The following is a 20,442-nucleotide window of genomic DNA, read 5'->3' on the forward strand; positions in this document are numbered from 1 at the left end:
CCTCGCGCACGAACAGCGTTTCTCGACTTCGCTCGAAACGAACGGGAAGGGCGTGCCCGCGCCGCGCGGCCGCCTCACGCCCGCCGCGCCGCTTGCGCCTTTGGTGTGGTTCAAGACCGGCGGTGCCGCCGAATGGCTGTTCGAACCCGCCGACGCCGACGACCTTGCCGCCTTCCTCGCCGATCTTGACCCCGCGATCCCCGTGATGGCGCTCGGCCTCGGATCGAACCTGATCGTGCGCGACGGCGGCGTGCCCGGTGTCGTCGTTCGCCTGGGCAAGCCTTTCGCCAAGGTCGAGGCGATCGATGCGGTCACGCTTCGCTGCGGCGGCGGCGCATCGGGCATCTTGGTTTCCTCGACCGCGCGCGATGCCGGAATCGGCGGTACCGAGTTCCTGCGGTCGATCCCTGGCACCGTCGGCGGCTTCGTGCGGATGAACGGCGGTGCCTATGGGCGCGAGGTGAAGGATGTGCTGGTCGCGTGCGACGTCGTGCTGCGATCGGGCGAGCGGCGGACGCTGAGCGTCGGTGACCTTCGCTACACCTATCGCCACAGCGATTTGCCCGAAGGCGCAGTGGTGGTGTCGGCGACCTTCCGCGGCCACCCCGCCGAACCTGCCACGATCCAGGCCGAAATGGACCGCATCGCCGCCGCGCGCGAGGCATCGCAGCCGCTGCGCAGCAAGACCGGCGGCTCGACCTTCAAGAACCCGCCGGGCGAGAAGGCCTGGGCATTGGTCGATGCGGCGGGCTGTCGTGGGCTGATGCGCGGTGGCGCGCAGGTGAGCGAGAAACACACCAATTTCCTGATCAATACCGGCGACGCGACCAGCGCCGATATCGAGGCGCTGGGCGACGACGTCCGCGCGCGGGTGAAGGCGGCGTCGCGGATCGACCTCGAATGGGAAATTCAGCGAGTGGGGCGTAGCGCGTGAACAACAAGAACCTCCACATCGCGGTGCTGATGGGCGGCTGGTCGGCCGAGCGCGAGGTGTCGCTGATGTCGGGCGCGGGCGTCGCCGATGCGCTCGAATCGCTTGGTCACCGCGTGACGCGGATCGACATGGGGCGCGATGTCGCCGCGCGGCTGGCCGAAGCCGCGCCCGATCTGGTGTTCAACGCGCTCCACGGCACCCCCGGAGAGGACGGCAGCGTGCAGGGGATGCTCGACCTGATGGGGCTGCGCTACACCCATTCGGGGCTGGCGGCATCGGTGATCGCGATCGACAAGGTGCTGACCAAGCAGGCGCTGGTGCCGCACGGCATCCCGATGCCCGGCGGGCGGATCGTGCCGACCGAGGAACTGTACGCGCGCGACCCGCTGCCGCGCCCTTATGTGCTCAAGCCGGTCAACGAAGGATCGTCGGTGGGCGTCGCGATCGTCACCGATGAGGGCAATCACGGCAACCCGATCGCGCGCGACAGCGTGGGGCCGTGGAACGAATTCGACGAATTGCTCGCCGAACCTTTTATCCGTGGCCGTGAACTGACGACGGCGGTGCTCGGCGATCAGGCGCTGGGCGTTACCGAATTAAAGCCGACCGGCGGCTTTTACGACTATGCCGCCAAATATACCGACGGGCTGACCGAGCATGTCTATCCCGCCGACATCCCCGACGCCATCGCGCAGGCGTGCGAGGGGTTCGCGCTCGAAGCGCATCGGTTGCTGGGCTGCAAGGGTGCCTCGCGCGCCGATTTCCGCTGGGACGACAGCCAGGGGGCCGAAGGGCTGTTCCTGCTCGAGGTCAACACCCAGCCGGGGATGACCCCGCTCAGCCTGGTGCCCGAACAGGCGCGGCATCGCGGCATTTCCTACCCGCAACTGGTGCAGCGGATCGTCGATGAAGCGATGCACGATGGGGGGGGCGCGTGAGCAGCATGACTCAGCGTCGATCGGCCCAGAAGCGAGGCGCGCCCGCCAAACGCAAGCAGCCGGCGAAACGGGCGCGCAAGCCCTCTATCCTCGATCGGACGATCGCGGCGCTGCCGGTTAGCGAGCTGGCGCTGCGCCGCGCCGCCGCCTGGACCTTTGCGATCGCGGCGGGGGCGGGGGCGATCGGTATCGCCAATTTCTTTGGCGTGCCCGGCGCGATCGGCGTCGCGGTGGCCGAGGGGATGGGGCGCGCAGGGCTTCGCGTCGATCAGGTCGAGGTGAGCGGGCTGGAGCGGATGGAGCGGATGTCGGTCTATGCCGTCGCGCTCGAACAGCAATCGCGCGCGATGCCGCTGGTCGATCTGAACGAAGTGCGCGAGCGGCTGTTGCGCTATGGCTGGATCGCCGATGCGCGGGTGTCGCGGCGGCTGCCCGATACGCTGGTGATCGACATTGTCGAGCGCACCCCGGCGGCGATCTGGCAGAATAACGGCCAGTTGATGCTGATCGACGAAGCGGGCACCTTGCTCGAGCCGGTGCGCGCCGATGCGATGCCCAATCTGCCATTGGTGGTGGGTGACGGTGCCAACGCGCAGGAGCCGGCCTATCAGCGGCTGATGGCGGCGGCACCCGCGCTTCGCCCGATGGTGCGCGCGGCGACCTGGGTCGGCGATCGCCGCTGGGATTTGCAGTTCGTCTCGGGCGAGGTGCTGTTGCTGCCGGCCGGTGAGGAACCCGCCGCCAAGGCACTGGTGAAGTTCGCCGAGCTGGACGGGCGCGATCGGTTGCTGGGTGGGCATTATACCCGCTTCGATCTGCGCGATCCGACCAAGCTGGTGATGCGGCGCAAGGGCGGCGTCGAGAAGGTTGCGCCGGTCGATGCGGGCGGGGAACAATCCCCGACCGTTCGTCCTGAGTAGCCATTGAGCTCGTCGAAATGGCGTATCGAAGGACCGTGGGGCAGGCGGGTGCTTCGATACGAGGCTTCGACAAGCTCAGCCTCTACTCAGCACGAACGGACAGTTTGAAGTAACAGGGGCAGGAATATGGCGAAAACGGCACCGGAAGGTCTGATCACCGCACTCGACATCGGGTCGTCGAAGGTGTCGGCGGTGATCGCGCAGCGCGGCGACGGCGGCGAGCTGGTGGTGCTCGGTACCGGCCAGCGCGAGAGCAAGGGCGTCAAGCGCGGCTATATCGCCGACATGGCAGCGACCGAGGTCGCGGTGCGCGAGGCGGTCGAGCAGGCCGAGCGGATCGCCGGGGTCGCGATCGAAGACGTGTGGGTGGCGTTTTCCGCAGGGGGCCTGGTGAGCGACATCGTCAAGCTCGAGGTCGATCTGGGCGGCCACCGCGTCGAGCAAGGCGATATTGACGATCTGCTAAAGGCCGCGCGCAACGCGCTCGATCCCGCCGGGCGGATGGTGCTGCACGCACAGCCGACGCGCTACACGCTCGATGGGTTGACCGGGGTGCGCAAGCCCCTGGGGCTGCATGCCGATCGGCTGGGCGTCGAAATCCATGTCGTTGCGACCGAAGGCTCGCCGGTGCGCAACCTCGACCTGTGCGTTCGTTCGGCGCATCTCGACGTGAAGTCGATCGTCGCCGCGCCGGTCGCCACCGGGCTTGCGGTGCTGAGCGAGGAGGAGCGCGAGCTCGGCGTCGCGCTGGTCGAGATCGGCGCGGGGGTGACCAACGTGTCGGTGTATCTGAACGGCGTGCTGACGGGCCTTGCCTCGATCGCGATGGGGGCCGCCGACGTGACCGACGACATCGCCAGCGCCTTTGGCACCCGCCGCGCGCAGGCCGAGCGGATGAAATGCTTCCACGGTTCGGCGAACATGAGTCCGCGCGACAATCACGACATGATCGACGTCGCGCCGATGTCGAACGACGAGGATGCCGAAGGGACGCGGATCACCAAGGCGCAGTTGATCGCGGTAATCCGGCTGCGGCTCGACCGGCTGATGCAGGAGGTGCAGCGCGAGCTGACCAAGCTCAACTTCGCCGATCCGGTGGGGCGGCAAATCGTGCTGACCGGCGGCGGCGCCGAATTGAAGGGGATCGCCGATTATGCGCAGCAGGCGCTGGGGCGGACGGTGCGGCTGGGGCGTCCGCGCGGGCTGACCGCGTTGCCCGAGGCGCATTCGGGGCCGGCGTTCGCGACGCTGGCGGGGCTTGCGATGTTCGCCGCGGCCGACCCGGTCGATTTGCGTGCGTTTGAACCCACGCACCAGTTGGTCGTTAGACCATCGACGGGCGCGGTATTCAAACGACTGCTGGCCGCTTTCAAGTCGAATTATTGAGGATTTGCGACAGCAGCCGCATTTGCGGCTAGAGTCGCATTAATTGTTCGTGCACAACCGCTGACAAATTTGGGTGCCTCCCGGTTTTCGGAGGCCCAGGGGAGAACACCATGGGTATCGATTTTCTGCCGCCCGACGTCGACGAGTTGACGCCGCGCATCACCGTGATCGGCGTCGGCGGCGCTGGCGGCAACGCCATCGCCAACATGATCCGCGCCGACGTGCAGGGGGTCGAGTTCCTCGTCGCGAACACCGATGCGCAGGCGCTCAAGCAGTCGACCGCACCGCAGCGGATCCAGCTCGGTGCCAAGATCACCCAAGGCCTGGGTGCCGGCAGCCGGCCTGAGATCGGCCGCGCTGCCGCCGAAGAGACGATCGAGCAGGTCCAGAAGGCGCTCGAGGGCGCGCATATGTGCTTCCTGGCGGCTGGCATGGGCGGCGGCACCGGGACGGGTGCGGCTCCGGTGATCGCCAAGGCGGCGCGCGACATGGGCATCCTCACCGTCGGCGTGGTGACCAAGCCCTTCTCGTTCGAAGGCAAGCGCCGCTCGGCGTCGGCCGATGCGGGCATCGAAGAGCTGCAGAAGTATGTCGATACGCTGATCGTCATCCCCAACCAGAATCTGTTCCTGATCGCCAACGCCAACACGACGTTCAAGCAGGCGTTCGAGATGGCCGACGAAGTGCTCCAGCAGGGCGTTCGCGGCATCACCGACCTGATGGTGATGCCCGGCCTGATCAACCTCGACTTTGCCGACGTCCGCAGCGTGATGCAGGAAATGGGCAAGGCGATGATGGGCACCGGCGAGGCCGAGGGCGACAGCCGCGCGATCGAAGCCGCGCAAAAGGCGATCGCCAACCCGCTGCTCGACGGCGTGTCGATGCGCGGCGCCAAGGGCGTGATCGTGTCGATCACCGGCGGCGACGACATGCGGCTGCTCGAGGTCGACGAGGCCGCGAACCATATCCGCGAGCTGGTCGATCCCGACGCCAACATCATCTGGGGTTCGGCGTTCAATCCCGAGCTCGAGGGCCGCATCCGCGTGTCGGTGGTCGCGACCGGAATCGAAGCCGACGGCGAGGCGATGCCCGCGCCGGTCAGCACGCCTGCCGACACCACGCGCAGCTTCAGCTTCTCGGCACCGCGCAAGAGCGAGCCGGCACCGGCACCGGCACCAGCCCCCGTCGCAGCCGAGCCGCAGCCTGCTGCGCCCGCGCCGATGGCCGAACCGGCACCCGCACCGGTACAGGCAGAAGACGACGAGCTGGTGCTCGGCGCCGAATCGACGTTGCCGACCGAAGCCGCTGCCTCGGCCGAGGCCGACGCCCCCAAGCGCCGCTGGCTGACCGGCGAGGCGAACGAGCCCGCGCCGGCCGCTGAACCCGCACCCAAGGCGGGCGGCACCTTGTTCGAGCGGATGTCGAACGCGGGTCGTGGCCTTAGCCGCGGCACCGAGGACGACAAGGCGCCGCTCGACATTCCGCGCTTCCTGCATCGGCAGAACAACCAGTGATCGGTGCTGCCCGTCCGGCTCGTCGCCGGGCGGGCACCGTCGGTCGCCATTGGCGCGCGCGACAGTCGCGGTTCATCCAGGGCCTGCTATAGCGCGTGCATTCATGAAGCATTTTCGTATCTTGCGTCCGTCCGTCGCGCTGGCCGCGATCGCGCTTGCCGTGCCCGGTGCGGCGATGGCGCAAGCGAGCCAGGGCGCAAGCGGGCAGGCGGGGTTCGTACCGCAGCCGACCCCGATCGCCGATCGGCTGGCGGTGCAGATGCGCGCGCTCGCCGCCAATCCCACCGACGCCAATGCGCTGATCGAGGCGGGTGACCTCAGCGCCCAGCTCGACGATACCGCCGCCGCGCTGCAATTCTTCGCCCGCGCCGAAAGGGTCGCGCCGCGCGACCCGCGGATCGCCGCGGGACGCGGGCGCGCGCTGGTGCGGCTGGGCCGACCGGGCGAGGCGCTGCGCCGCTTCGCCGAGGCCGAAGCCGGGCGGATGCCGCCGACGAGCTTCGCCGCCGATCGCGGCCTTGCCTATGACCTGATCGGCCAGCAGCGCCACGCGCAGGCCGAATATGCCCGCGCGCTGGCGGCGGGCGAGGATGACGAACTGCGGCGGCGCTATGCGCTGTCGCTGGCGATTTCGGGCGACAAGGCGGCGGCCGACGCGATGCTCGATCCGCAGTTGCGCGCGCAGGACCGCGCGGCATGGCGAACCCGCGCGCTGGTGCTGGCGATCGGCGGCAATTTGCCCGAGGCCGAACGCGTCGCGGTGCAGATGATGCCGGGGTTCGGCACCGCCTATATCCCGCTGTTCCGCCGGCTGGCCGAAATCCGCGACCCCGCCGACCGTGCCTTCGCCGCGCATCTGGGCGAGTTCACGCGGACGCCTGCGCGGATGGCAGATGCCACGCTGACCCCGGCGCTCCCCGCATTGCCCGCTGGCGTGCGCGCGGCACCGGTGGCGCTGGCTTCGGTCACCACATCGGGTGCCGCTGCGGCAAGAAACGCGAGCGAGCGGCGTCCCAGCGCCGCCGAACGCCGCGCCGCGGCGCGGGCGGAACGGGTTGCCGCGGCGGCCGAGCGGCGGGCGCGGCGAGCTGCCCCTGCGGTAGCGAGCCGACGCGAGACCGGCCCGGCGACGCCAGAGCGGCAGCCGGCGGCGGTGCCGACGCGGAGCCGCGAACCGGTGCAGGTTGCGGCGGCGCCCGCGCGGTCGCAGCGATCGGCCGCGGCAACGCCGCTGGCGGAGCGGCGCGCGCCGCTCGTCCGGTCGAGCGTGGCGACGCCGACGCCGCAGCGCGCGCCGGTACCGTCGAGCCCGGTGCAGGTGGCTGCCGCCCCCACGCCTGCGCCTAATGTTTCGTCGGCGAATGCACAGCCGGTCGCCACCGCGCGCGAGATCCCGCCGGAGCGGGTCGAGACCGTAGCAGCGACGCCGCAGCCTGGCTTCACCCCGGCGCCCGCAACGCAGGTGGCGGCGACTCCGCCTCCGCAAAGCCCGACCCCTGCGGCGAGCGCGCCGGTCGCTCCTACGCCAGCACCGGTAGCGGTAGCTGCGACCGAACCGTCGGTGGTGCCGCCGACGAGCGTCGGCGCTATCCCCGCCGCGATGCCCAACACCGGCGCCGATAGACTGGCGGCGGCCTCGCTCCCCCAGCCGACCACAACAGACGCGACCGAGGCCGCAGCGCCAAGCACGGCCCCGCGACTCGCGGCAGTCGAGCCCTCGGTCGCTCCGGCCAGCGCCATGCCGTCGCGGTCGGTCGGCGCCGAGGACGGCATCCTCGCCTCGATCGTCCGCGGAATCGTCGTCCCCGGCTCCGAACTCGGCGTCGCGCCACTGCCGACCCCGAGCCCGCCGCCCGAGCCCGAAATCGTCGCGACGCCCGAGCCCGCGGCTCCCGAGCCCGAACCGCCCGTCGCCGCGCCGCCGCCTAAGCCCGAGCCCGTCGAAGCGCCAAAGCCCAAGCCCGCCCCCAAGCCCGCTGCGGCCAAGCCCGCGCCCAAGGCCGTCGCCAAGAAGCCTGCCGCGCCCAAGCCGCCAGCCGAGCCCGCGCGCCACTGGGTGCAGGTCGCGGGCGGCGCGAACATCTCCGATCTGCCCAAGGAATGGAAGAAACTGGTCGACAAGGCGCCCGCGGCGATGAAGGGACGCGGCGCATGGACGACACCGCTACGCTTCACGAACCGTCTGCTGACCGGCCCGTTCAAGACCAGCGCCGAGGCGCAGGGCTTCGTCAACACGCTGACCAAGGCGGGGCTGAGCGGCTTCGCATGGACGAGCGAGGCCGGGCAGAAGATCGCCAAGCTTCCGGTCCAATGACCCGCGCGCCCTGGGCGGCGGACCCCGCGGCGACGCGGGGGCGGCTGCACCGCGAGGCGAGCGAGAGCGAACGCGGGCCGCGCGACGCCTTCCAGCGCGATCGCGACCGGATCGTCCATTCGATCAGCTTCCGCCGGCTGCGCCACAAGACGCAGGTGTTCATGGCGCCCGATGGCGATCACTTCCGCGTCCGGCTGACGCACAGCCTGGAGGTCGCGCAGATTGGCCGGGTGATCGCGCGCACGCTGGGGCTGAACGAGGATCTGACCGAGGCGCTGTGCCTGGCGCATGATATCGGTCACCCGCCCTTCGGCCATGCCGGCGAGGACGCACTGGGTGCGGCGCTGGCGGCCAAGGGCGGGTTCGATCACAACGGCCATACGCTGCGCGCGCTGATGCTGCTCGAAAGCCCCTATCCGCGCTGGCCGGGGCTGAACCTGGGATGGGAAACGCTCGAGGGGCTGGCAAAGCATAACGGGCCGATCACCAACCCCGGCTGGGCGCTGGCCGAGGCCGATTCGACCTTCGCGCTCGACCTGGCGCGCTGGCCTTCGCTCGAGGCGCAGGTCGCGGCGCTCGCCGACGATATCGCCTATGACAATCACGACATCGACGACGGACTGCGCGCGGGGCTGTTGTCGCGCGACCAGATCATGGCGGTGCCGATGATCGCGCGCGGATGGGACGCGGTGAAGGCGCGGCTGCCCGATGTGCCCGATCATCGGCTGACCGGCGAGCTGATCCGATCGCAGATCGGGCTGATGGTCAACGACCTGATCGCGACGACGCAAGGCCGGATCGCCGAGGCCGGGATCGAAACCGCCGACGATGTCCGCGCCGCGGGCCGCTGCCTGGTCGGCTTTTCGGACGCGATGCGCGACCAGGAGCGCGCGCTCAAGCGCTTCATGTACGCCGAACTTTATCACCACCCGCGCCAGTTGGCCGCCGCCGACATGGCGCGCGCGGTGGTGGCGGGGCTGTTCGCCGCTTATGCCGACGATCCGCGCCGCCTGCCCGACGAATGGCGCGAACTGCTCCCCGCCGAAGAACCCGCGCGGAGCCGCCACATCGCCGATTTCATCGCGGGCATGACCGATCGCTATGCGATCGCGCGCTATCGCGAGGTGGTGGGGCCGATCGAACTGCCCGAGGGATTCTAGATCAACCCGAGCGAGCGCAGGCTGGCATGGCCGCTGGTGCCGATGATGATGTGATCATGCACCGCGATGTTCAGGCGCTTGCCGGCATCGACGATCGCGCGGGTCAGCTCGATATCGGCGCGGCTGGGGGTAGGGTCGCCCGAGGGGTGGTTGTGGACCAGGATGATCGCCGCCGAGCCGAGGTCGATCGCGCGGCGGATCACCTCGCGGACATGCACCGCGGCTTCGTCGATCGAGCCCTCGCTCATCAATTCGTCGCGGATCAGCATGTTGCGGGTGTTGAGGTGGAGGACGCGGACGCGCTCGATCGGGTGGTGCGCCATGTCGGCGCGCAGATAATCGAGCAGCGCCTGCCAGTTGTTGAGCAGCGGGCGTTCGGCCACTTGCGCCTGCACCAGCCGGATCGCGGCGGCATGCGCGATCTTGATCGCCGCGGCCGAGGTTTCGCCCATCCCCGGCACCCGCGCGAGCGCCGCCGGATCGGCGGTGAGCAGCCCGCCGATGCCACCGAATTCGCGCAGCAGCGCCTTTGCCAGCGGCTTGGTGTCGCGGCGCGGGATCGCCAGTGCGAGCAGATATTCGATCAGCTCGTGATCGAGCAGCGCCTCGCCGCCATTGCCCAGCAACCGCTGGCGCAGCCGCGCGCGGTGACCAGTCGTGTCGGGCGGGGGCTCGGCCATCGAGGGGCAGGGGTAGCAAAGCGCGCGGGCGCTGCAAATCCCGCGGGTGACGGCCCCCGACCGTTCGTTTCGAGCGAAGTCGAGAAAACGGCAACAGGCGCAACGTACGGTTTCTCGACTACGCTCGAAACGAACGGGCCTGTCGGGCCTCGCCGGTAAGTGCTTGACCATCCCCGCGCGGCCCCGCAACGATCGCGGGGTGATGGCGACAGGGTCAGCGTGACGGCGCAAGCCGAGCAGGAACCGGGCGCGGTCGCGGCGCGGCGGTGGTGGCGGCTGCTGGGCGTGCCGCGGCGCGGCCGGGTGCCGCTGGGCATCGCGATCGTGCTGCTGGCGGTGCTCATCGCGGTCTGGAGCCAGCGTCGGCCGATCGCCGAGAATTTCATTGACGACGAACTGGCGCGGCGCGGTATCGCCGCGAGCTATCGCGTCGCCGATATCGGCCTGTCGAGCCAAAGGCTGACCGACCTGGTGATCGGCGATCCCGCCGACCCCGATCTGGTCGCCGACAGCGTGATCGTGCGGACGCAGGTGGGGTTGTCGGGCGCTCGCGTCACCGGGATCGAGGCGGGGCAGGTGCGGCTGCGCGGACGGCTGGTCGATGGGAAGCTGTCGCTGGGGGCGCTCGACCGGTTGCTGCCCGCGCCGTCGGGCAAGCCGTTCGCGTTGCCCGAGATGTTCGTCGACGTCGCCGATGCGCGGATGCGGCTGACGACCCCCTATGGCGTGGTCGGGGTGCGCGTGAGCGGGCGCGGACAGCTGAACGACGGCTTTGTTGGGCGGATCGCCGCGGTGTCCGATCGGCTGGCGGTGAGCGGCTGCACCGGCGGCGGGGTGAGTGCGGCGATGGCGCTGAGGATCGACGAGGGCGCGCCCACGCTGACCGGGCCGGTCCGTGCCGCGGCGGTCGATTGCGGCGCCACCGGCCGCGCGCGCGATGTAGCGCTCGGGCTCAACGTCGCGCTGGGGGCGCAGCTCGATCGCTGGCGCGGTAATGCGAAGGTCGCAGTGGCACGGGCTGGCGCTGCGGCGGGCGGGCTGTCGGGGCTGACGGGCACCGTCGACTTTGCCGGCAACGCCGCGCGAACCGAGGGTGCGGTCGATCTGGCATCGCGCGGCTTTGCCGCCACCGATGCGCGCGGCAGCGGGTTGGCGATCGACGGGCGGTATCGAATCGAAGGCCCCGCGATCCGTTTCGCCGGGCGCGCGCGCGCCGATCGCGTTGGGCTTGCGCCGGCAGGACTGGCGCAAGTGAGCGCTTTGGCAAGCAGCGCCGCGGGAACGCCGGTGGCCGCGCTCGGCGCGAAGTTCGCCGATGCGATCGCGCAGGCAGGCAAGCGGAGCGCGATCGACCTGCGGTTCGCGGTGCAGCAGCGCGGGAGCCGCGGCGCGCTGGTGGTGCGAGAGGCAACGGTCGACGCCGCCAGCGGCGCACAGATTGTGCTGCGCGGCGGGCAGGGGGTGCGGCTCGGCTGGCCCGGCGGTGCGCTGGGTGTTGATGGAAACCTGACGCTCGGCGGCGGCGGCTTGCCGCAGGGTGAGGTGCGGCTGGTCCAGGCGCGCCCCGGCGAGGCGGTGACCGGCGAGGCGCGCTTCGAACCTTATGCCGCAGGGGTCGAGGCACTCGCGCTGGCCCCGGTGCGCTTCTCGCGCGCGCCTGACGGAGCGACCGCGATCACCACCCGGATGCGGTTCAGCGGGGCATTTCCGGGCGGGCGGGTCGATGGCTTGACGTTGCCGATCGACGCGCGCTGGGATGGGGGCAAGCGACTTGCAGTAAACCCGCGCTGCGCGGCGACGTCGTTCGATCGGCTGCGGGTGTCGGCGTTGCTGCTCGCACCCGCGCGGCTTGCCTTGTGCCCGACCGGGGCGGCGTTGCTCAGCATCGGCCCCGGCGGGGTGCGCGGCGGCGCCAGCGTCGCGCGACCGGTGCTGCGCGGCACGATCGGCGGAACCCCGCTCCGGCTCGAGGCCGCGCGCGCGCGGTTCGCGCTCGACGGGCTGCGCTTCGACGTCGCCGATGTCGCTGCGCGACTGGGGGCGGGGGATCGCATCTCGCGGCTCGATATCGCGGCGCTCGATGGGCGGGTGCGCGATGGCGGTGCGGCCGGGCGGTTCACAGGTGCAAGCGGCGCGATCGGCAATGTGCCGTTGAACCTGTCGGACGGTGCCGGCACGTGGCACTTTGCCGATGGCCGGCTGACCCTGAATGGTGAGGCGTTGCAGGTCGCCGATGCCGCGCCCGAACCACGTTACAATCCGCTGGCGGCGAATGATTTCGTGCTCACGCTCTCGGGCAACCGCATCGACGCCAGCGGCACGCTTACCACCCCGGCGGCGGGGGTGAAGGTGGCGGACGTCACGATCGTCCATGATCTGGGCGCGGGGGCGGGGCGCGCCGATCTCGCCGTCACCGGCATCACCTTCACCGAAGCGTTCCAGCCCGAAGTGCTTACCAGGCTCACCTTCGGCGTGATCGCCGACGTCGCCGGCACCGTGTCGGGCGCGGGGCAGATACGCTGGAGCCCCGAGTCGGTTACCAGCGACGGGGTGTTCCGCACCGCGGGTACCGACCTCGCCGCCGCCTTCGGCCCGGTGCAGGGGATATCGGGCGAGATCCGCTTTACCGACCTGCTCGGGCTCAAGACCGCGCCGTCGCAGTTCGCGACGATCGCGGTCGCCAATCCGGGGATCCCGGTCGAGAATGGGCAGGTGCGCTACCAGCTGATCGGAAACCAGAAGGTGGCGGTCGAGGGCGGGCGCTGGCCGTTCGGCGGCGGCGAGCTGGTGCTCGAGCCGACGGTGCTCGATTTCGGTCAGACGGTCGAGCGGCGGATGGTGTTTCGCGTTCGCGGGGTCGATGGCGCGCAATTCCTGCAGACCTTCGATTTCGACAATCTCAACGCCACCGGCACCTTCGACGGCGTCCTGCCGATGGTCTTCGACGAACGCGGCGGGCGGATCGAGGATGGCCGGCTGACGGTGCGCGAGGGCGGCGGGACGATCGCCTATCTTGGCGAGCTGACGCAGGAGGATTTGGGCACCTGGGGCAATCTGGCGTTCCAAGCGCTCAAGGCGATCGACTATGATCGGCTGAACCTGGTGCTCAATGGTTCGCTGTCGGGCGAGATGGTGACCGAGATCCAGTTCGCCGGAATCAGCCAGGGCAAGGGCACCAAATCGAACTTCATCATCGATCGACTCGCGAAGCTGCCGCTGGTGTTCAACATCACGATTCGCGCGCCGTTTCGCCAATTGCTCGATTCGGTGCAGAGCTATTACGACCCGAGCCGGCTGATCGAGCGCAACCTGCCGACGCTGCTCGAACAGCAGCAGCAGCGTGAAGCGCCCCCCGTTCAGCCCCCCGCAAGCGAGAATGTGCCATGAGCGAAACAGGATTGATGAAAGCCATGAAAAGCGCGACCTTGCTTCGGATGTCGAAGCGTGCGGCGATCGGGGTGGTGGTGCTGGCTGGCGGGTGCGTGAACGTCACCGCGCCCGACAAGCCGATCGTCATCAACCTGAACATCAACATCACCCAGGAGGTGGTGTACCGGCTGGATGGCGAAGCAAAGACGTTGATCCAGCAGAACCCGGGGATTTTTTGACGATGCGTATCGCGAAATGGATGATCGGCCTGGCGCTGGTGGCGGGGGTTGCGGGTACCGCGCAGGCGCAGCGTGACCCCGACTATGCCAAGGCGCGCGCTGCCGGGCAGATCGGCGAGCAGACCGACGGCTATCTGGGCGTGGTGGGCAACGCGCCCGACAATGTCCGCGCGATCGTTCGCGACATCAACATCAAGCGCAAATCGGTCTACACCCAGCGCGCGGGCGCGGGTTCGACGATCGAACAATTTGCGTTCGTGTCGGGCTGCAACCTGATCGCGCGCACCGAACCGGGCGAGATGTACCAGACGCCGAGCGGCGCGTGGAAGCAGCGAGGCGCGGGGCCGCCCGAGCGCGATCCGCGGTGTGTGTGATGTGGAAATCGTCGCCCCAGCGAAGGCTGGGGCCTCCTGCCGCTAGGCGATCGTGTCGTACAGGTCGCGCCAGCCGGGATTAGTTTGTTCGATCAGCCGGTATTTCCACGCTTTCTTCCAGGCTTTCAGCGCCTTTTCGCGGGCGATCGCGGCAAGAATGTCTTCATGCCATTCGGCAAGTACCAACGTCCTTATGCCGTAGCGGCGGCAATAGGCTGAGCCGACATCGCGGCGATGCTGATCGACACGTGCAGCGAGGTAAGCGGTGACTCCGATATAGGTCATGCCACGCGGCTTCGCCGCCATAATATAGGTCCATCCGCCCCGTGCCATTGTGTGAGGGTGCCGTATCACGGCGGGAGATGCCAGCCTTCGCTGGCATGACGGCGTGGGGGTGCCTTCGCGACGCGGTTCTCCCATATCCCACCCCCAAGGTTGACTTGGCCGGCCCCTCATCCTAATCGGCGCGTGCCTTGGCGGGCTTGGCCCTCGGTACATGGCGCTTGCCCGGCCCATACGGGGCTTGGAGAAGCGAGCATGGCTGAGAACGAGCCCGGACCGGACCCCCTGCCCGAGGATGCACGCCTTGATTCGCTCGACGAGCGGCTGGCGCGCGCCAAGACGCAGGAATCGATCCGATCGGGCGAGACGCGCGCGCAGGATGGCGAAGGCTATCGTCTGGGCAATCGCGTGCTCGCCGAATTGGTCGGGGGAATGGTTGGCGGTGCGTTGATCGGGTGGACGCTCGATTATTTCTTGGGCACCTCTCCCTGGCTCCTGCTCGTGCTGCTTGCCCTCGGCATCGTCAGCGCGTTCAGGAATATCATCAGGATTTCGAACCGGCGCTCGAAGTGATGCTTCGGGCGCTTTGGCAAATTGGAAACGGCAGTGGCGGCTGAGGCAGGCAAGATCGACCCGATGCACCAGTTCGAGGTGCAGTCGATCGCGGATATGTTTACGGTAGGCGGCCAGACGATCGCCTTCACCAACAGTGCGCTCTACATGGTCGCGGCATTGATCGCCCTCTGGGCGTTCATGCTGGTCGGTATGAAGCGCCAGTTGGTGCCCGGTCGCGGCCAGATGATGGTCGAGGGATTCGTCGGCTTTATCGACAAGTTGCTCGACGCCAATATCGGCAAGGCGGGGCGCAAATATGTGCCCTATGTCTTCACGCTGTTCATGTTCATCCTGTTCGCCAACCTGCTGGGGCTGTTGCCGCTGGGGCTGGCCGGGTTGCACCCGTTCACCTTTACCAGCCACTTCACCGTCACCGGCGTGCTGGCGATCATGAGCTTCTCGATCGTGCTGATCGTCGGCTTTGCCAAGCACGGCCTTCGCTTCTTCAGCCTGTTCGCGCCCAAGGGCACGCCGATCCCTGTGCTGCTGCTGGTTGCGCCGATCGAGTTCGTCTCGTTCATGGTGCGCCCGTTCAGCCTGGCGCTGCGGCTGTTCGTGGCGATGACCGCGGGCCACATCCTGCTGAAGGTGTTGGCGTATTTCGTCATCAATTCCTCGGCGGTGTCGGCGGGTACCGGGCTACTCGTCGGCATCCCCAGCTTCGCGCTGATGGTCGGTGTTTCGGCACTGGAGATTCTGGTTGCCGGCGTGCAGGCCTATGTGTTCGCGCTGCTGACCTCGCTGTACATCAACGATGCCGAGCATCTGCACGACCATCATTGATTTCTTTCGTTTTCTAACCGCAGTTTTTCTCAAGGAGTGAATTTCATGGACGCAGACTCGATCAAGCTGCTCGGTGCCGGTCTTGCAGCAATCGGCGCAGGCCTTGCCGCGCTCGGCGTGGGCAACGTCTTCTCGGCATATCTGCAGGGCGCGCTGCGCAATCCTGGCGCGGCTGCCAGCCAGCAGGGCAACATGTTCATCGGCTTCGCCGCTGCAGAGCTTCTGGGCCTGCTGGCGTTCGTCGTCGCGGTGCTGCTGATTTTCGTCGCCTGATTTCGCGGGCAGTGCCGGCTAGCCCGGCGCTGCCCCCAAGGACATTTTTCGAATGCCGCAAATCGAACAAGTCGCCGCAACCTTCGCGTCCCAGCTCTTCTGGGTCGTGCTGACGTTCGGGCTCGCCTATCTGATCATCGGCCGGGGCATGGTGCCCAAGGTGCAGGCGACGATGGACGATCGCGACCATCAGGTCGCCGGCGATTTGCAGGCGGCGGAAGCGGCGCGCGTCGCCGCCGACGCCGACGAAGAGAATTGGCGTTCGCAGGAAAATGCGGCGCGCGAGGCGGCGCGGCAGAAGCTTGCGGCGGCCAAGGCGCAGGCTACCGCACGGACCGAGGCGACGCTCGCCGCCTCGGACGCCGAACACCAGGTTCGGGTCTCGGCGGCCGAGGCCCAGATCGCTGCGGCTTCGCAAGCGGCGTCGGGTGAGATCGAGGGCATTGCCGCTGATCTCGCGCGCGACATCGTCGCTCGGGTATCGGGCGCGCCGGTAAGCGAAGACGAAGCGCGCGGCGCAGTGAAGGTGGTGATGCATGGCTGACCCAGTGCTCCATTCCGAAGCATCGAACGCCAGCCTGTCGGCCGAGGGCATGCCCGAGACCGGTGCGGTCGCGATCGAAAGCGTTGGCGCCGAGGGCGCGCACGCCGATCCTACGCTGTTCTTCCTCGATCCCACCGGCTGGGTGTCGGCGGCGATGGCGGTCTTTCTGATCATCCTGCTGGTCAAGGGCGTGCCGCGCCTGATCGGCGCGATGCTCGACAAGCAGATCGGCGAAATCCGGTCGCGGCTCGACGAGGCGAAGCAGCTTCGCGCCGAGGCCGAAGCGCTGCGCGCCGAATATGCGCGCAAGCTGGCGAGCGTCGAGGTCGACGCCGCGGCGATGATCGCACATGCCGATGAAGAGGCGACCGCGATGATGGCCAAGGCCGAGATCGACGCCGCGACGCTGGTGCGCCGCCGCACCCGCATGGCCGAAGACAAGATCGCCGCCGCCGAGCGTCAGGCGATCGCCGAGGTCCGCATCCGCGCAGCCGACGCTGCGGCCAAAGCCGCGGCAGCGATCATCGCCGAAAAGCACGGCGCGACCGCCGACCGCGCGTTGGTCGACCGCACGATCGCGGGGCTTGGCCGGGTCAACTGATGCCGGCCCGCTGGCGGTCGGTCAGGCCGGCGGCGGGGTAGTGGTGGTGGACCGGGTAAGGTCGAGTATCTCGAGGGTGACCGGGCCTGTCGGGCCCTTGATAATCGATCCCGTTTGTAACGCACGCGGCGCCCGAAGCGTGAAGCGCTCGACGCGGTACAGGCCCGGATGCCCCGGCTCGAGCGCGATCGGGGCATAACGGCGCGATGCTACTTGCTCGACGATCGGTTTGGTCCAGCCGAGCATCCGGTTGCCGCGCAGCACCTCGACATCACCGACGCTACCGTCGGGCGTCACCATGAACCCGATGTCTGCCCATTGGATCGGCGTCGAGCCTCTGGCCTGCATCATTTCGGCGCGCAGTTCGAGCGCACGCTGCGTCGGGCGCTTGGCCGACGCAAGCGACGCCGGCCCCACCGCCTCGTCCAACAACAGCGGGGGCCCTGCGGGGTCGGTTCGCAATGCGGTCAATAGGCGGTCGACTGCCGCATCGTCACCCTTCGAGATGTCAACGCGCGTCGCCAGCACGGCCGAATAGGTGGATATCGCCGGATCGTTCGCGGCCGGCCCGGTATCGACCTCATGGAGAACTTCGCGTGCCAATGATGGGTTACCCTGTGCGATGTCGAGCGTCGCGCGGCGCAGCGCCGCTACCGCTGCAAGCCTGTGCTCGCCACGCTCGCGATACTCGCGCTCGGCAGACCGGTATTGCCGCCTGGCCTCATAGGGGTAGCCGCGCTTCAGGCTGGCGTCGCCGAGGCGGATGGGCAGCAACTGCACCTCGGTGGCGTTGTCGGGCAAATAGCTGCGCAAGACTTCTGCCTGGTTGCTCATGGCACGTTGATAATCGTCCATGTCGCCATAATGGAGCGACACGGTCGAATATGCCTCGTGCAACGCGGCGACATGGCGCGGCAGCCGCGGCGCGGCGTCGCGGTTGCGGCTGATCGATTGCTGCAGCGTCGATCGTGCGTCGCGATATTTGCCCTCGGCGAACTGCGATTCGGCATGCGCGATCGACAGCCGAACATCGTCTTCGGTCGGGCACTGCCGGTCGATACAGGCAGCGAGCGCGGCGGCGGTGCGTTTGCCACGCACGACGATATCGCTGTCGGACGCAGGGGCTGGCGGGGGGGCAGGCGTTGGCGCCGCAGTTTGCATCAGCGCCAGTGCAGCGACTAGAGACAGCGACATCGGTACGACTCCTCGGCTGTATGCTGACAAGGAAACATCATTTTGACAACAGGACAAGCCGTTAGCGGCGCCGGGATGGCGTGGATCATCCTTGGCATCGCGGTCTGCACCGAAATCATCTGGGCGCTCAGCCTGAAATGGGCGGGGGATCGCGGCACCTGGCTCGCCGGATCGGTCCCGATCGTGCTGTCGTTCGTCAATATGGGGCTGCTTGCCCTCGCGATGCGCGGCATCCCCGCGGGCACCGCTTATGCGGTGTGGACCGGACTCGGCGCGGTGGGGGTGATCATCGGCGGGACGATCTTCTTCGGCGAGAAGATTTCGCCGCTCCAGGCGGCCTTCATGGCGCTGATCGTGATCGGGGTCGTCGGCACCAAGTTCAGCGCGCAGGGCTGATCGCGCTCGCCGCGCCCGGGGGGTGACAGACGGCGCTCTCCTAGCCTACCCCGGCGGTACCACCCAAGGGAGTTACAGCATGGATCGTCGCCAGTTCATCGGCACCACCGCGCTCGCCGGCACCGCCGCAGCGCTGCCCGGCTTCGCTCTGGCGCAGGGCAATGCCGCCGACCAGAAGCTGCGCGCGATGCTCGATGCCTTTTTCTACGCGCGTCTCGAGGATAATCCCGAGGGCGCGACCTCGCTCGGGCTCGACACCGGTCCGCGCGCGGGGCTCAAGGCGAAGCTGTCCGACGCGTCGCGGGCGCAGGACCAGCGCCAGCTCGCGCGCGCCAAGCGCGAACAGGCCGAGCTCAAGACCGTCGATCGCGCGGCGCTCTCGCCCGCGGCGCAGCTCGATTACGAAGTCGTCGGCTATCAGCTCGATCGCGTGGTCGAAAGCGAGCGCTTCACCTATGGCTCGAATGGCGGGCGCTATTCGCCTTATGTGCTGAGTCAGCTGTCAGGCGCCTATCGCGACGTCCCCGATTTCCTGAGCAACACCCACCGCGTCGCGAGCGCCGCCGATGCCGATGCCTATGTCGCGCGCGTCGCGGCGTTCGGCGGGGTGATCGACCAGGAAACCGAGCGTCAGCGCGCCGATGCCGCCAAGGGGGTGTTCGCCCCTGACTTCATCCTCGAAACGACGCTCAAGCAGCTGGGCCAGGCGCGCGACAAGCCTGCGGCGCAAAGCGGTCCGGTCACCGATCTGGCCGCCAAGCTGAAGGCGGCGAACCTGCCGCCCGAGCGCGCCGCCGAAGTAGAGAAGCTGATGGCCGAGCGGGTCTATCCCGCGCTCGACCGGCAGCGCGCGCTGGTGACCGAGCTGCGCGGGCGCGCGACGCACGATGCCGGCGTGTGGCGGCTGCCCGATGGCGAGGCCTATTATGCCGCCGCCGCGAGCGCGGCGACGACTACCGAGCTGAGCGGCGACGAAATCCATCGGCTGGGGCTCGAGCAGGTCGCCGAGATTAGCGGACGGATCGATGCGATCCTCAAGGGGCAGGGGATGGGCAGCGGCACCGTCGGCGAGCGGCTGGTGGCGCTCAACAAGCGCCCCGACCAGCTGTTCCCCAACACCGATCCGGGCCGCGAGGCGCTGCTGACGCAGTTGCGCGCGCAGGTGAAGGCGATGGAAGCGCGGCTGCCCGAGCAGTTCGCGGTGGTGCCCAAGGCGCCGGTCGAGGTTCGGCGCGTGCCCGAGGCGATCCAGGCCGGCGCGCCGGGGGGCTATTACCAATCGGCGTCGCTCGACGGGACCCGCCCCGCGATCTATTTCATCAACCTGCGCGATACCTTCGACCGGCCCAAATTCGGCCTGGCGACGCTCAGCTATCACGAAGGCGTGCCCGGGCATCATCTGCAGGTGATGTCGGCGCTCGAGAGCGACGATATTCCGCTAATCCGCCGCCGCGGCGGCTATAGCGGCTATAGCGAGGGCTGGGCGCTCTATACCGAGCAACTGGCCGACGAAATGGGGATGTACGAGGGCGATCCGCTGGGGCAGGTCGGCTATCTCCAATCGCTGCTGTTCCGCGCGACGCGACTGGTGGTCGACAGCGGGCTGCACGTGAAGCGCTGGAGCCGCGAAAAGGCGACCGACTATTTCCTCGCCACCACCGGCATCGCGCGCGGCCGCGGGCAGGGCGAGATCGATCGCTATACCTGCTGGCCGGGGCAGGCGTGCAGCTACAAGATCGGCCACACGGTGTGGACGCGCCTGCGCGACGAAGCCAAGGCCAAGGCGGGCGCGGCGTGGGATCCGAAGGCGTTCCACGGGGTGTTGACGATGGGGGCGATGCCGTTGACGGTGCTGGAACGCGTGGTGCGCGCGCGGATGGTGTGATTTTCTCTTGAGCCCTCTCCCGCTTGCGGGCGCATCGGGTC

20 protein-coding genes are annotated in these 20,442 nt (G+C 68.6%); 17 read left to right on the top strand and 3 right to left on the bottom strand.

Going from position 1 to position 20,442, the window contains the following annotated elements; genetic code table 11:
• Positions 1 to 52: 52 nt before the first annotated feature.
• The 7 genes from murB to OKW76_RS14895 all read left to right on the top strand — a co-directional run bounded on the left by murB (position 53) and on the right by OKW76_RS14895 (position 9,166).
• Positions 53 to 934 carry a UDP-N-acetylmuramate dehydrogenase gene (gene murB, locus OKW76_RS14865; protein ID WP_265553016.1) on the top strand — a complete coding sequence of 294 codons (882 nt, stop codon included), beginning with the start codon at positions 53 to 55 and terminating at the stop codon, positions 932 to 934.
• A complete protein-coding gene (locus OKW76_RS14870) occupies positions 931 to 1,872 on the top strand; it encodes a D-alanine--D-alanine ligase (RefSeq protein ID WP_265549628.1) in 942 nt (313 codons plus the stop codon). The genes murB and OKW76_RS14870 overlap by 4 nt, the downstream gene beginning before the upstream one ends.
• Positions 1,873 to 1,877: 5 nt before the next feature.
• The gene (locus OKW76_RS14875; protein ID WP_265553018.1) at positions 1,878 to 2,792 is read left to right on the top strand and encodes a cell division protein FtsQ/DivIB; all 915 of its coding nucleotides are present in this window, start codon (positions 1,878 to 1,880) and stop codon (positions 2,790 to 2,792) included.
• A 126-nt stretch (positions 2,793 to 2,918) separates the two neighbouring features.
• Positions 2,919 to 4,178, top strand: coding sequence for a cell division protein FtsA (gene ftsA, locus OKW76_RS14880; protein ID WP_265549629.1), 1,260 nt, complete (start codon positions 2,919 to 2,921; stop codon positions 4,176 to 4,178).
• A gap of 110 nt (positions 4,179 to 4,288) precedes the next feature.
• A complete protein-coding gene (gene ftsZ / locus OKW76_RS14885) occupies positions 4,289 to 5,692 on the top strand; it encodes a cell division protein FtsZ (protein WP_265549631.1) in 1,404 nt (467 codons plus the stop codon).
• A gap of 103 nt (positions 5,693 to 5,795) precedes the next feature.
• A complete protein-coding gene (locus OKW76_RS14890; protein ID WP_265549632.1) occupies positions 5,796 to 8,006 on the top strand; it encodes an SPOR domain-containing protein in 2,211 nt (736 codons plus the stop codon).
• Entirely contained in the window at positions 8,003 to 9,166 is a 1,164-nt protein-coding gene (locus OKW76_RS14895) for a deoxyguanosinetriphosphate triphosphohydrolase (RefSeq protein WP_265549633.1), read from the top strand. The genes OKW76_RS14890 and OKW76_RS14895 overlap by 4 nt, the downstream gene beginning before the upstream one ends.
• Here the strand turns inward: OKW76_RS14895 and radC are convergent.
• Positions 9,163 to 9,846 carry a RadC family protein gene (gene radC, locus OKW76_RS14900; RefSeq protein ID WP_265549635.1) on the bottom strand — a complete coding sequence of 228 codons (684 nt, stop codon included), beginning with the start codon at positions 9,844 to 9,846 and terminating at the stop codon, positions 9,163 to 9,165. The two genes, OKW76_RS14895 and radC, sit on opposite strands and share 4 nt — an antisense overlap.
• Positions 9,847 to 10,065: 219 nt before the next feature.
• Here radC and OKW76_RS14905 point away from each other — a divergent pair, with 219 nt between their 5' ends.
• The 3 genes from OKW76_RS14905 to OKW76_RS14915 are packed head-to-tail and all read left to right on the top strand — an operon-like array spanning position 10,066 to position 13,828.
• Positions 10,066 to 13,233 carry a YdbH domain-containing protein gene (locus tag OKW76_RS14905; RefSeq protein WP_265549637.1) on the top strand — a complete coding sequence of 1,056 codons (3,168 nt, stop codon included), beginning with the start codon at positions 10,066 to 10,068 and terminating at the stop codon, positions 13,231 to 13,233.
• 14 nt (positions 13,234 to 13,247) lie between these two features.
• Entirely contained in the window at positions 13,248 to 13,454 is a 207-nt protein-coding gene (locus OKW76_RS14910) for a YnbE family lipoprotein (RefSeq protein WP_265549638.1), read from the top strand.
• 2 nt (positions 13,455 to 13,456) lie between these two features.
• Positions 13,457 to 13,828 (top strand): YdbL family protein, encoded by a 372-nt coding sequence (locus tag OKW76_RS14915; protein WP_265549640.1) that lies wholly within the window; start codon positions 13,457 to 13,459, stop codon positions 13,826 to 13,828.
• A gap of 42 nt (positions 13,829 to 13,870) precedes the next feature.
• On the opposite strand, the gene OKW76_RS14920 is transcribed toward OKW76_RS14915, so the two are convergent.
• Complete coding sequence (locus tag OKW76_RS14920; RefSeq protein ID WP_265549642.1) at positions 13,871 to 14,161, bottom strand: GIY-YIG nuclease family protein; 291 nt, start codon at positions 14,159 to 14,161, stop codon at positions 13,871 to 13,873.
• A 204-nt stretch (positions 14,162 to 14,365) separates the two neighbouring features.
• Between OKW76_RS14920 and OKW76_RS14925 the strand changes: the two genes are divergently transcribed.
• From OKW76_RS14925 to OKW76_RS14945, 5 genes are all read left to right on the top strand, one after another.
• Entirely contained in the window at positions 14,366 to 14,683 is a 318-nt protein-coding gene (locus OKW76_RS14925) for an AtpZ/AtpI family protein (RefSeq protein ID WP_256506658.1), read from the top strand.
• A gap of 63 nt (positions 14,684 to 14,746) precedes the next feature.
• Positions 14,747 to 15,508, top strand: a complete 762-nt coding sequence (locus OKW76_RS14930; RefSeq protein WP_033922929.1) for a F0F1 ATP synthase subunit A — start codon at positions 14,747 to 14,749, stop codon at positions 15,506 to 15,508.
• 45 nt (positions 15,509 to 15,553) lie between these two features.
• On the top strand, positions 15,554 to 15,781 hold the full coding sequence (locus OKW76_RS14935; protein WP_033922931.1) for a F0F1 ATP synthase subunit C: 228 nt from the start codon (positions 15,554 to 15,556) through the stop codon (positions 15,779 to 15,781).
• Positions 15,782 to 15,833: 52 nt separating this feature from the next.
• Complete coding sequence (locus OKW76_RS14940; RefSeq protein ID WP_265549644.1) at positions 15,834 to 16,325, top strand: ATPase; 492 nt, start codon at positions 15,834 to 15,836, stop codon at positions 16,323 to 16,325.
• Positions 16,318 to 16,926, top strand: a complete 609-nt coding sequence (locus OKW76_RS14945) for a hypothetical protein (RefSeq protein ID WP_265549645.1) — start codon at positions 16,318 to 16,320, stop codon at positions 16,924 to 16,926. Before OKW76_RS14940 ends, OKW76_RS14945 begins: the two co-directional genes overlap by 8 nt.
• Before the next feature lie 21 nt (positions 16,927 to 16,947).
• On the opposite strand, the gene OKW76_RS14950 is transcribed toward OKW76_RS14945, so the two are convergent.
• Positions 16,948 to 18,177: a hypothetical protein gene (locus OKW76_RS14950; protein WP_265549646.1), complete on the bottom strand. Its 1,230-nt coding sequence runs from the start codon at positions 18,175 to 18,177 to the stop codon at positions 16,948 to 16,950.
• An 18-nt stretch (positions 18,178 to 18,195) separates the two neighbouring features.
• Here OKW76_RS14950 and OKW76_RS14955 point away from each other — a divergent pair, with 18 nt between their 5' ends.
• Together OKW76_RS14955 and OKW76_RS14960 are read left to right on the top strand one after the other, a co-directional pair.
• On the top strand, positions 18,196 to 18,516 hold the full coding sequence (locus OKW76_RS14955) for a DMT family transporter (protein ID WP_256506662.1): 321 nt from the start codon (positions 18,196 to 18,198) through the stop codon (positions 18,514 to 18,516).
• Positions 18,517 to 18,595: 79 nt separating this feature from the next.
• On the top strand, positions 18,596 to 20,401 hold the full coding sequence (locus OKW76_RS14960) for a DUF885 domain-containing protein (RefSeq protein ID WP_265549647.1): 1,806 nt from the start codon (positions 18,596 to 18,598) through the stop codon (positions 20,399 to 20,401).
• Positions 20,402 to 20,442 lie beyond the last annotated feature (41 nt).

It is taken from the genome of Sphingomonas sp. S1-29 (assembly GCF_026167545.1).
Classification (GTDB): Bacteria; Pseudomonadota; Alphaproteobacteria; order Sphingomonadales; family Sphingomonadaceae; genus Sphingomonas.

What these genes read in the sequence shown, in the direction of transcription:
- OKW76_RS14875 (WP_265553018.1), top strand. Translation starts at nt 1,878, where the DNA reads ATGACTCAGCGTCGATCGGCCCAGAAGCGAGGCGCGCCCGCCAAACGC.
- ftsA (WP_265549629.1), top strand. Translation starts at nt 2,919, where the DNA reads ATGGCGAAAACGGCACCGGAAGGTCTGATCACCGCACTCGACATCGGG.
- ftsZ (WP_265549631.1), top strand. Translation starts at nt 4,289, where the DNA reads ATGGGTATCGATTTTCTGCCGCCCGACGTCGACGAGTTGACGCCGCGC.
- OKW76_RS14890 (WP_265549632.1), top strand. Translation starts at nt 5,796, where the DNA reads ATGAAGCATTTTCGTATCTTGCGTCCGTCCGTCGCGCTGGCCGCGATC.
- OKW76_RS14895 (WP_265549633.1), top strand. Translation starts at nt 8,003, where the DNA reads ATGACCCGCGCGCCCTGGGCGGCGGACCCCGCGGCGACGCGGGGGCGG.
- radC (WP_265549635.1), bottom strand. Translation starts at nt 9,846, where the DNA reads ATGGCCGAGCCCCCGCCCGACACGACTGGTCACCGCGCGCGGCTGCGC.
- OKW76_RS14910 (WP_265549638.1), top strand. Translation starts at nt 13,248, where the DNA reads ATGAAAGCCATGAAAAGCGCGACCTTGCTTCGGATGTCGAAGCGTGCG.
- OKW76_RS14915 (WP_265549640.1), top strand. Translation starts at nt 13,457, where the DNA reads ATGCGTATCGCGAAATGGATGATCGGCCTGGCGCTGGTGGCGGGGGTT.
- OKW76_RS14920 (WP_265549642.1), bottom strand. Translation starts at nt 14,161, where the DNA reads ATGGCACGGGGCGGATGGACCTATATTATGGCGGCGAAGCCGCGTGGC.
- OKW76_RS14925 (WP_256506658.1), top strand. Translation starts at nt 14,366, where the DNA reads ATGGCTGAGAACGAGCCCGGACCGGACCCCCTGCCCGAGGATGCACGC.
- OKW76_RS14930 (WP_033922929.1), top strand. Translation starts at nt 14,747, where the DNA reads ATGCACCAGTTCGAGGTGCAGTCGATCGCGGATATGTTTACGGTAGGC.
- OKW76_RS14935 (WP_033922931.1), top strand. Translation starts at nt 15,554, where the DNA reads ATGGACGCAGACTCGATCAAGCTGCTCGGTGCCGGTCTTGCAGCAATC.
- OKW76_RS14940 (WP_265549644.1), top strand. Translation starts at nt 15,834, where the DNA reads ATGCCGCAAATCGAACAAGTCGCCGCAACCTTCGCGTCCCAGCTCTTC.
- OKW76_RS14945 (WP_265549645.1), top strand. Translation starts at nt 16,318, where the DNA reads ATGGCTGACCCAGTGCTCCATTCCGAAGCATCGAACGCCAGCCTGTCG.
- OKW76_RS14955 (WP_256506662.1), top strand. Translation starts at nt 18,196, where the DNA reads ATGGCGTGGATCATCCTTGGCATCGCGGTCTGCACCGAAATCATCTGG.
- OKW76_RS14960 (WP_265549647.1), top strand. Translation starts at nt 18,596, where the DNA reads ATGGATCGTCGCCAGTTCATCGGCACCACCGCGCTCGCCGGCACCGCC.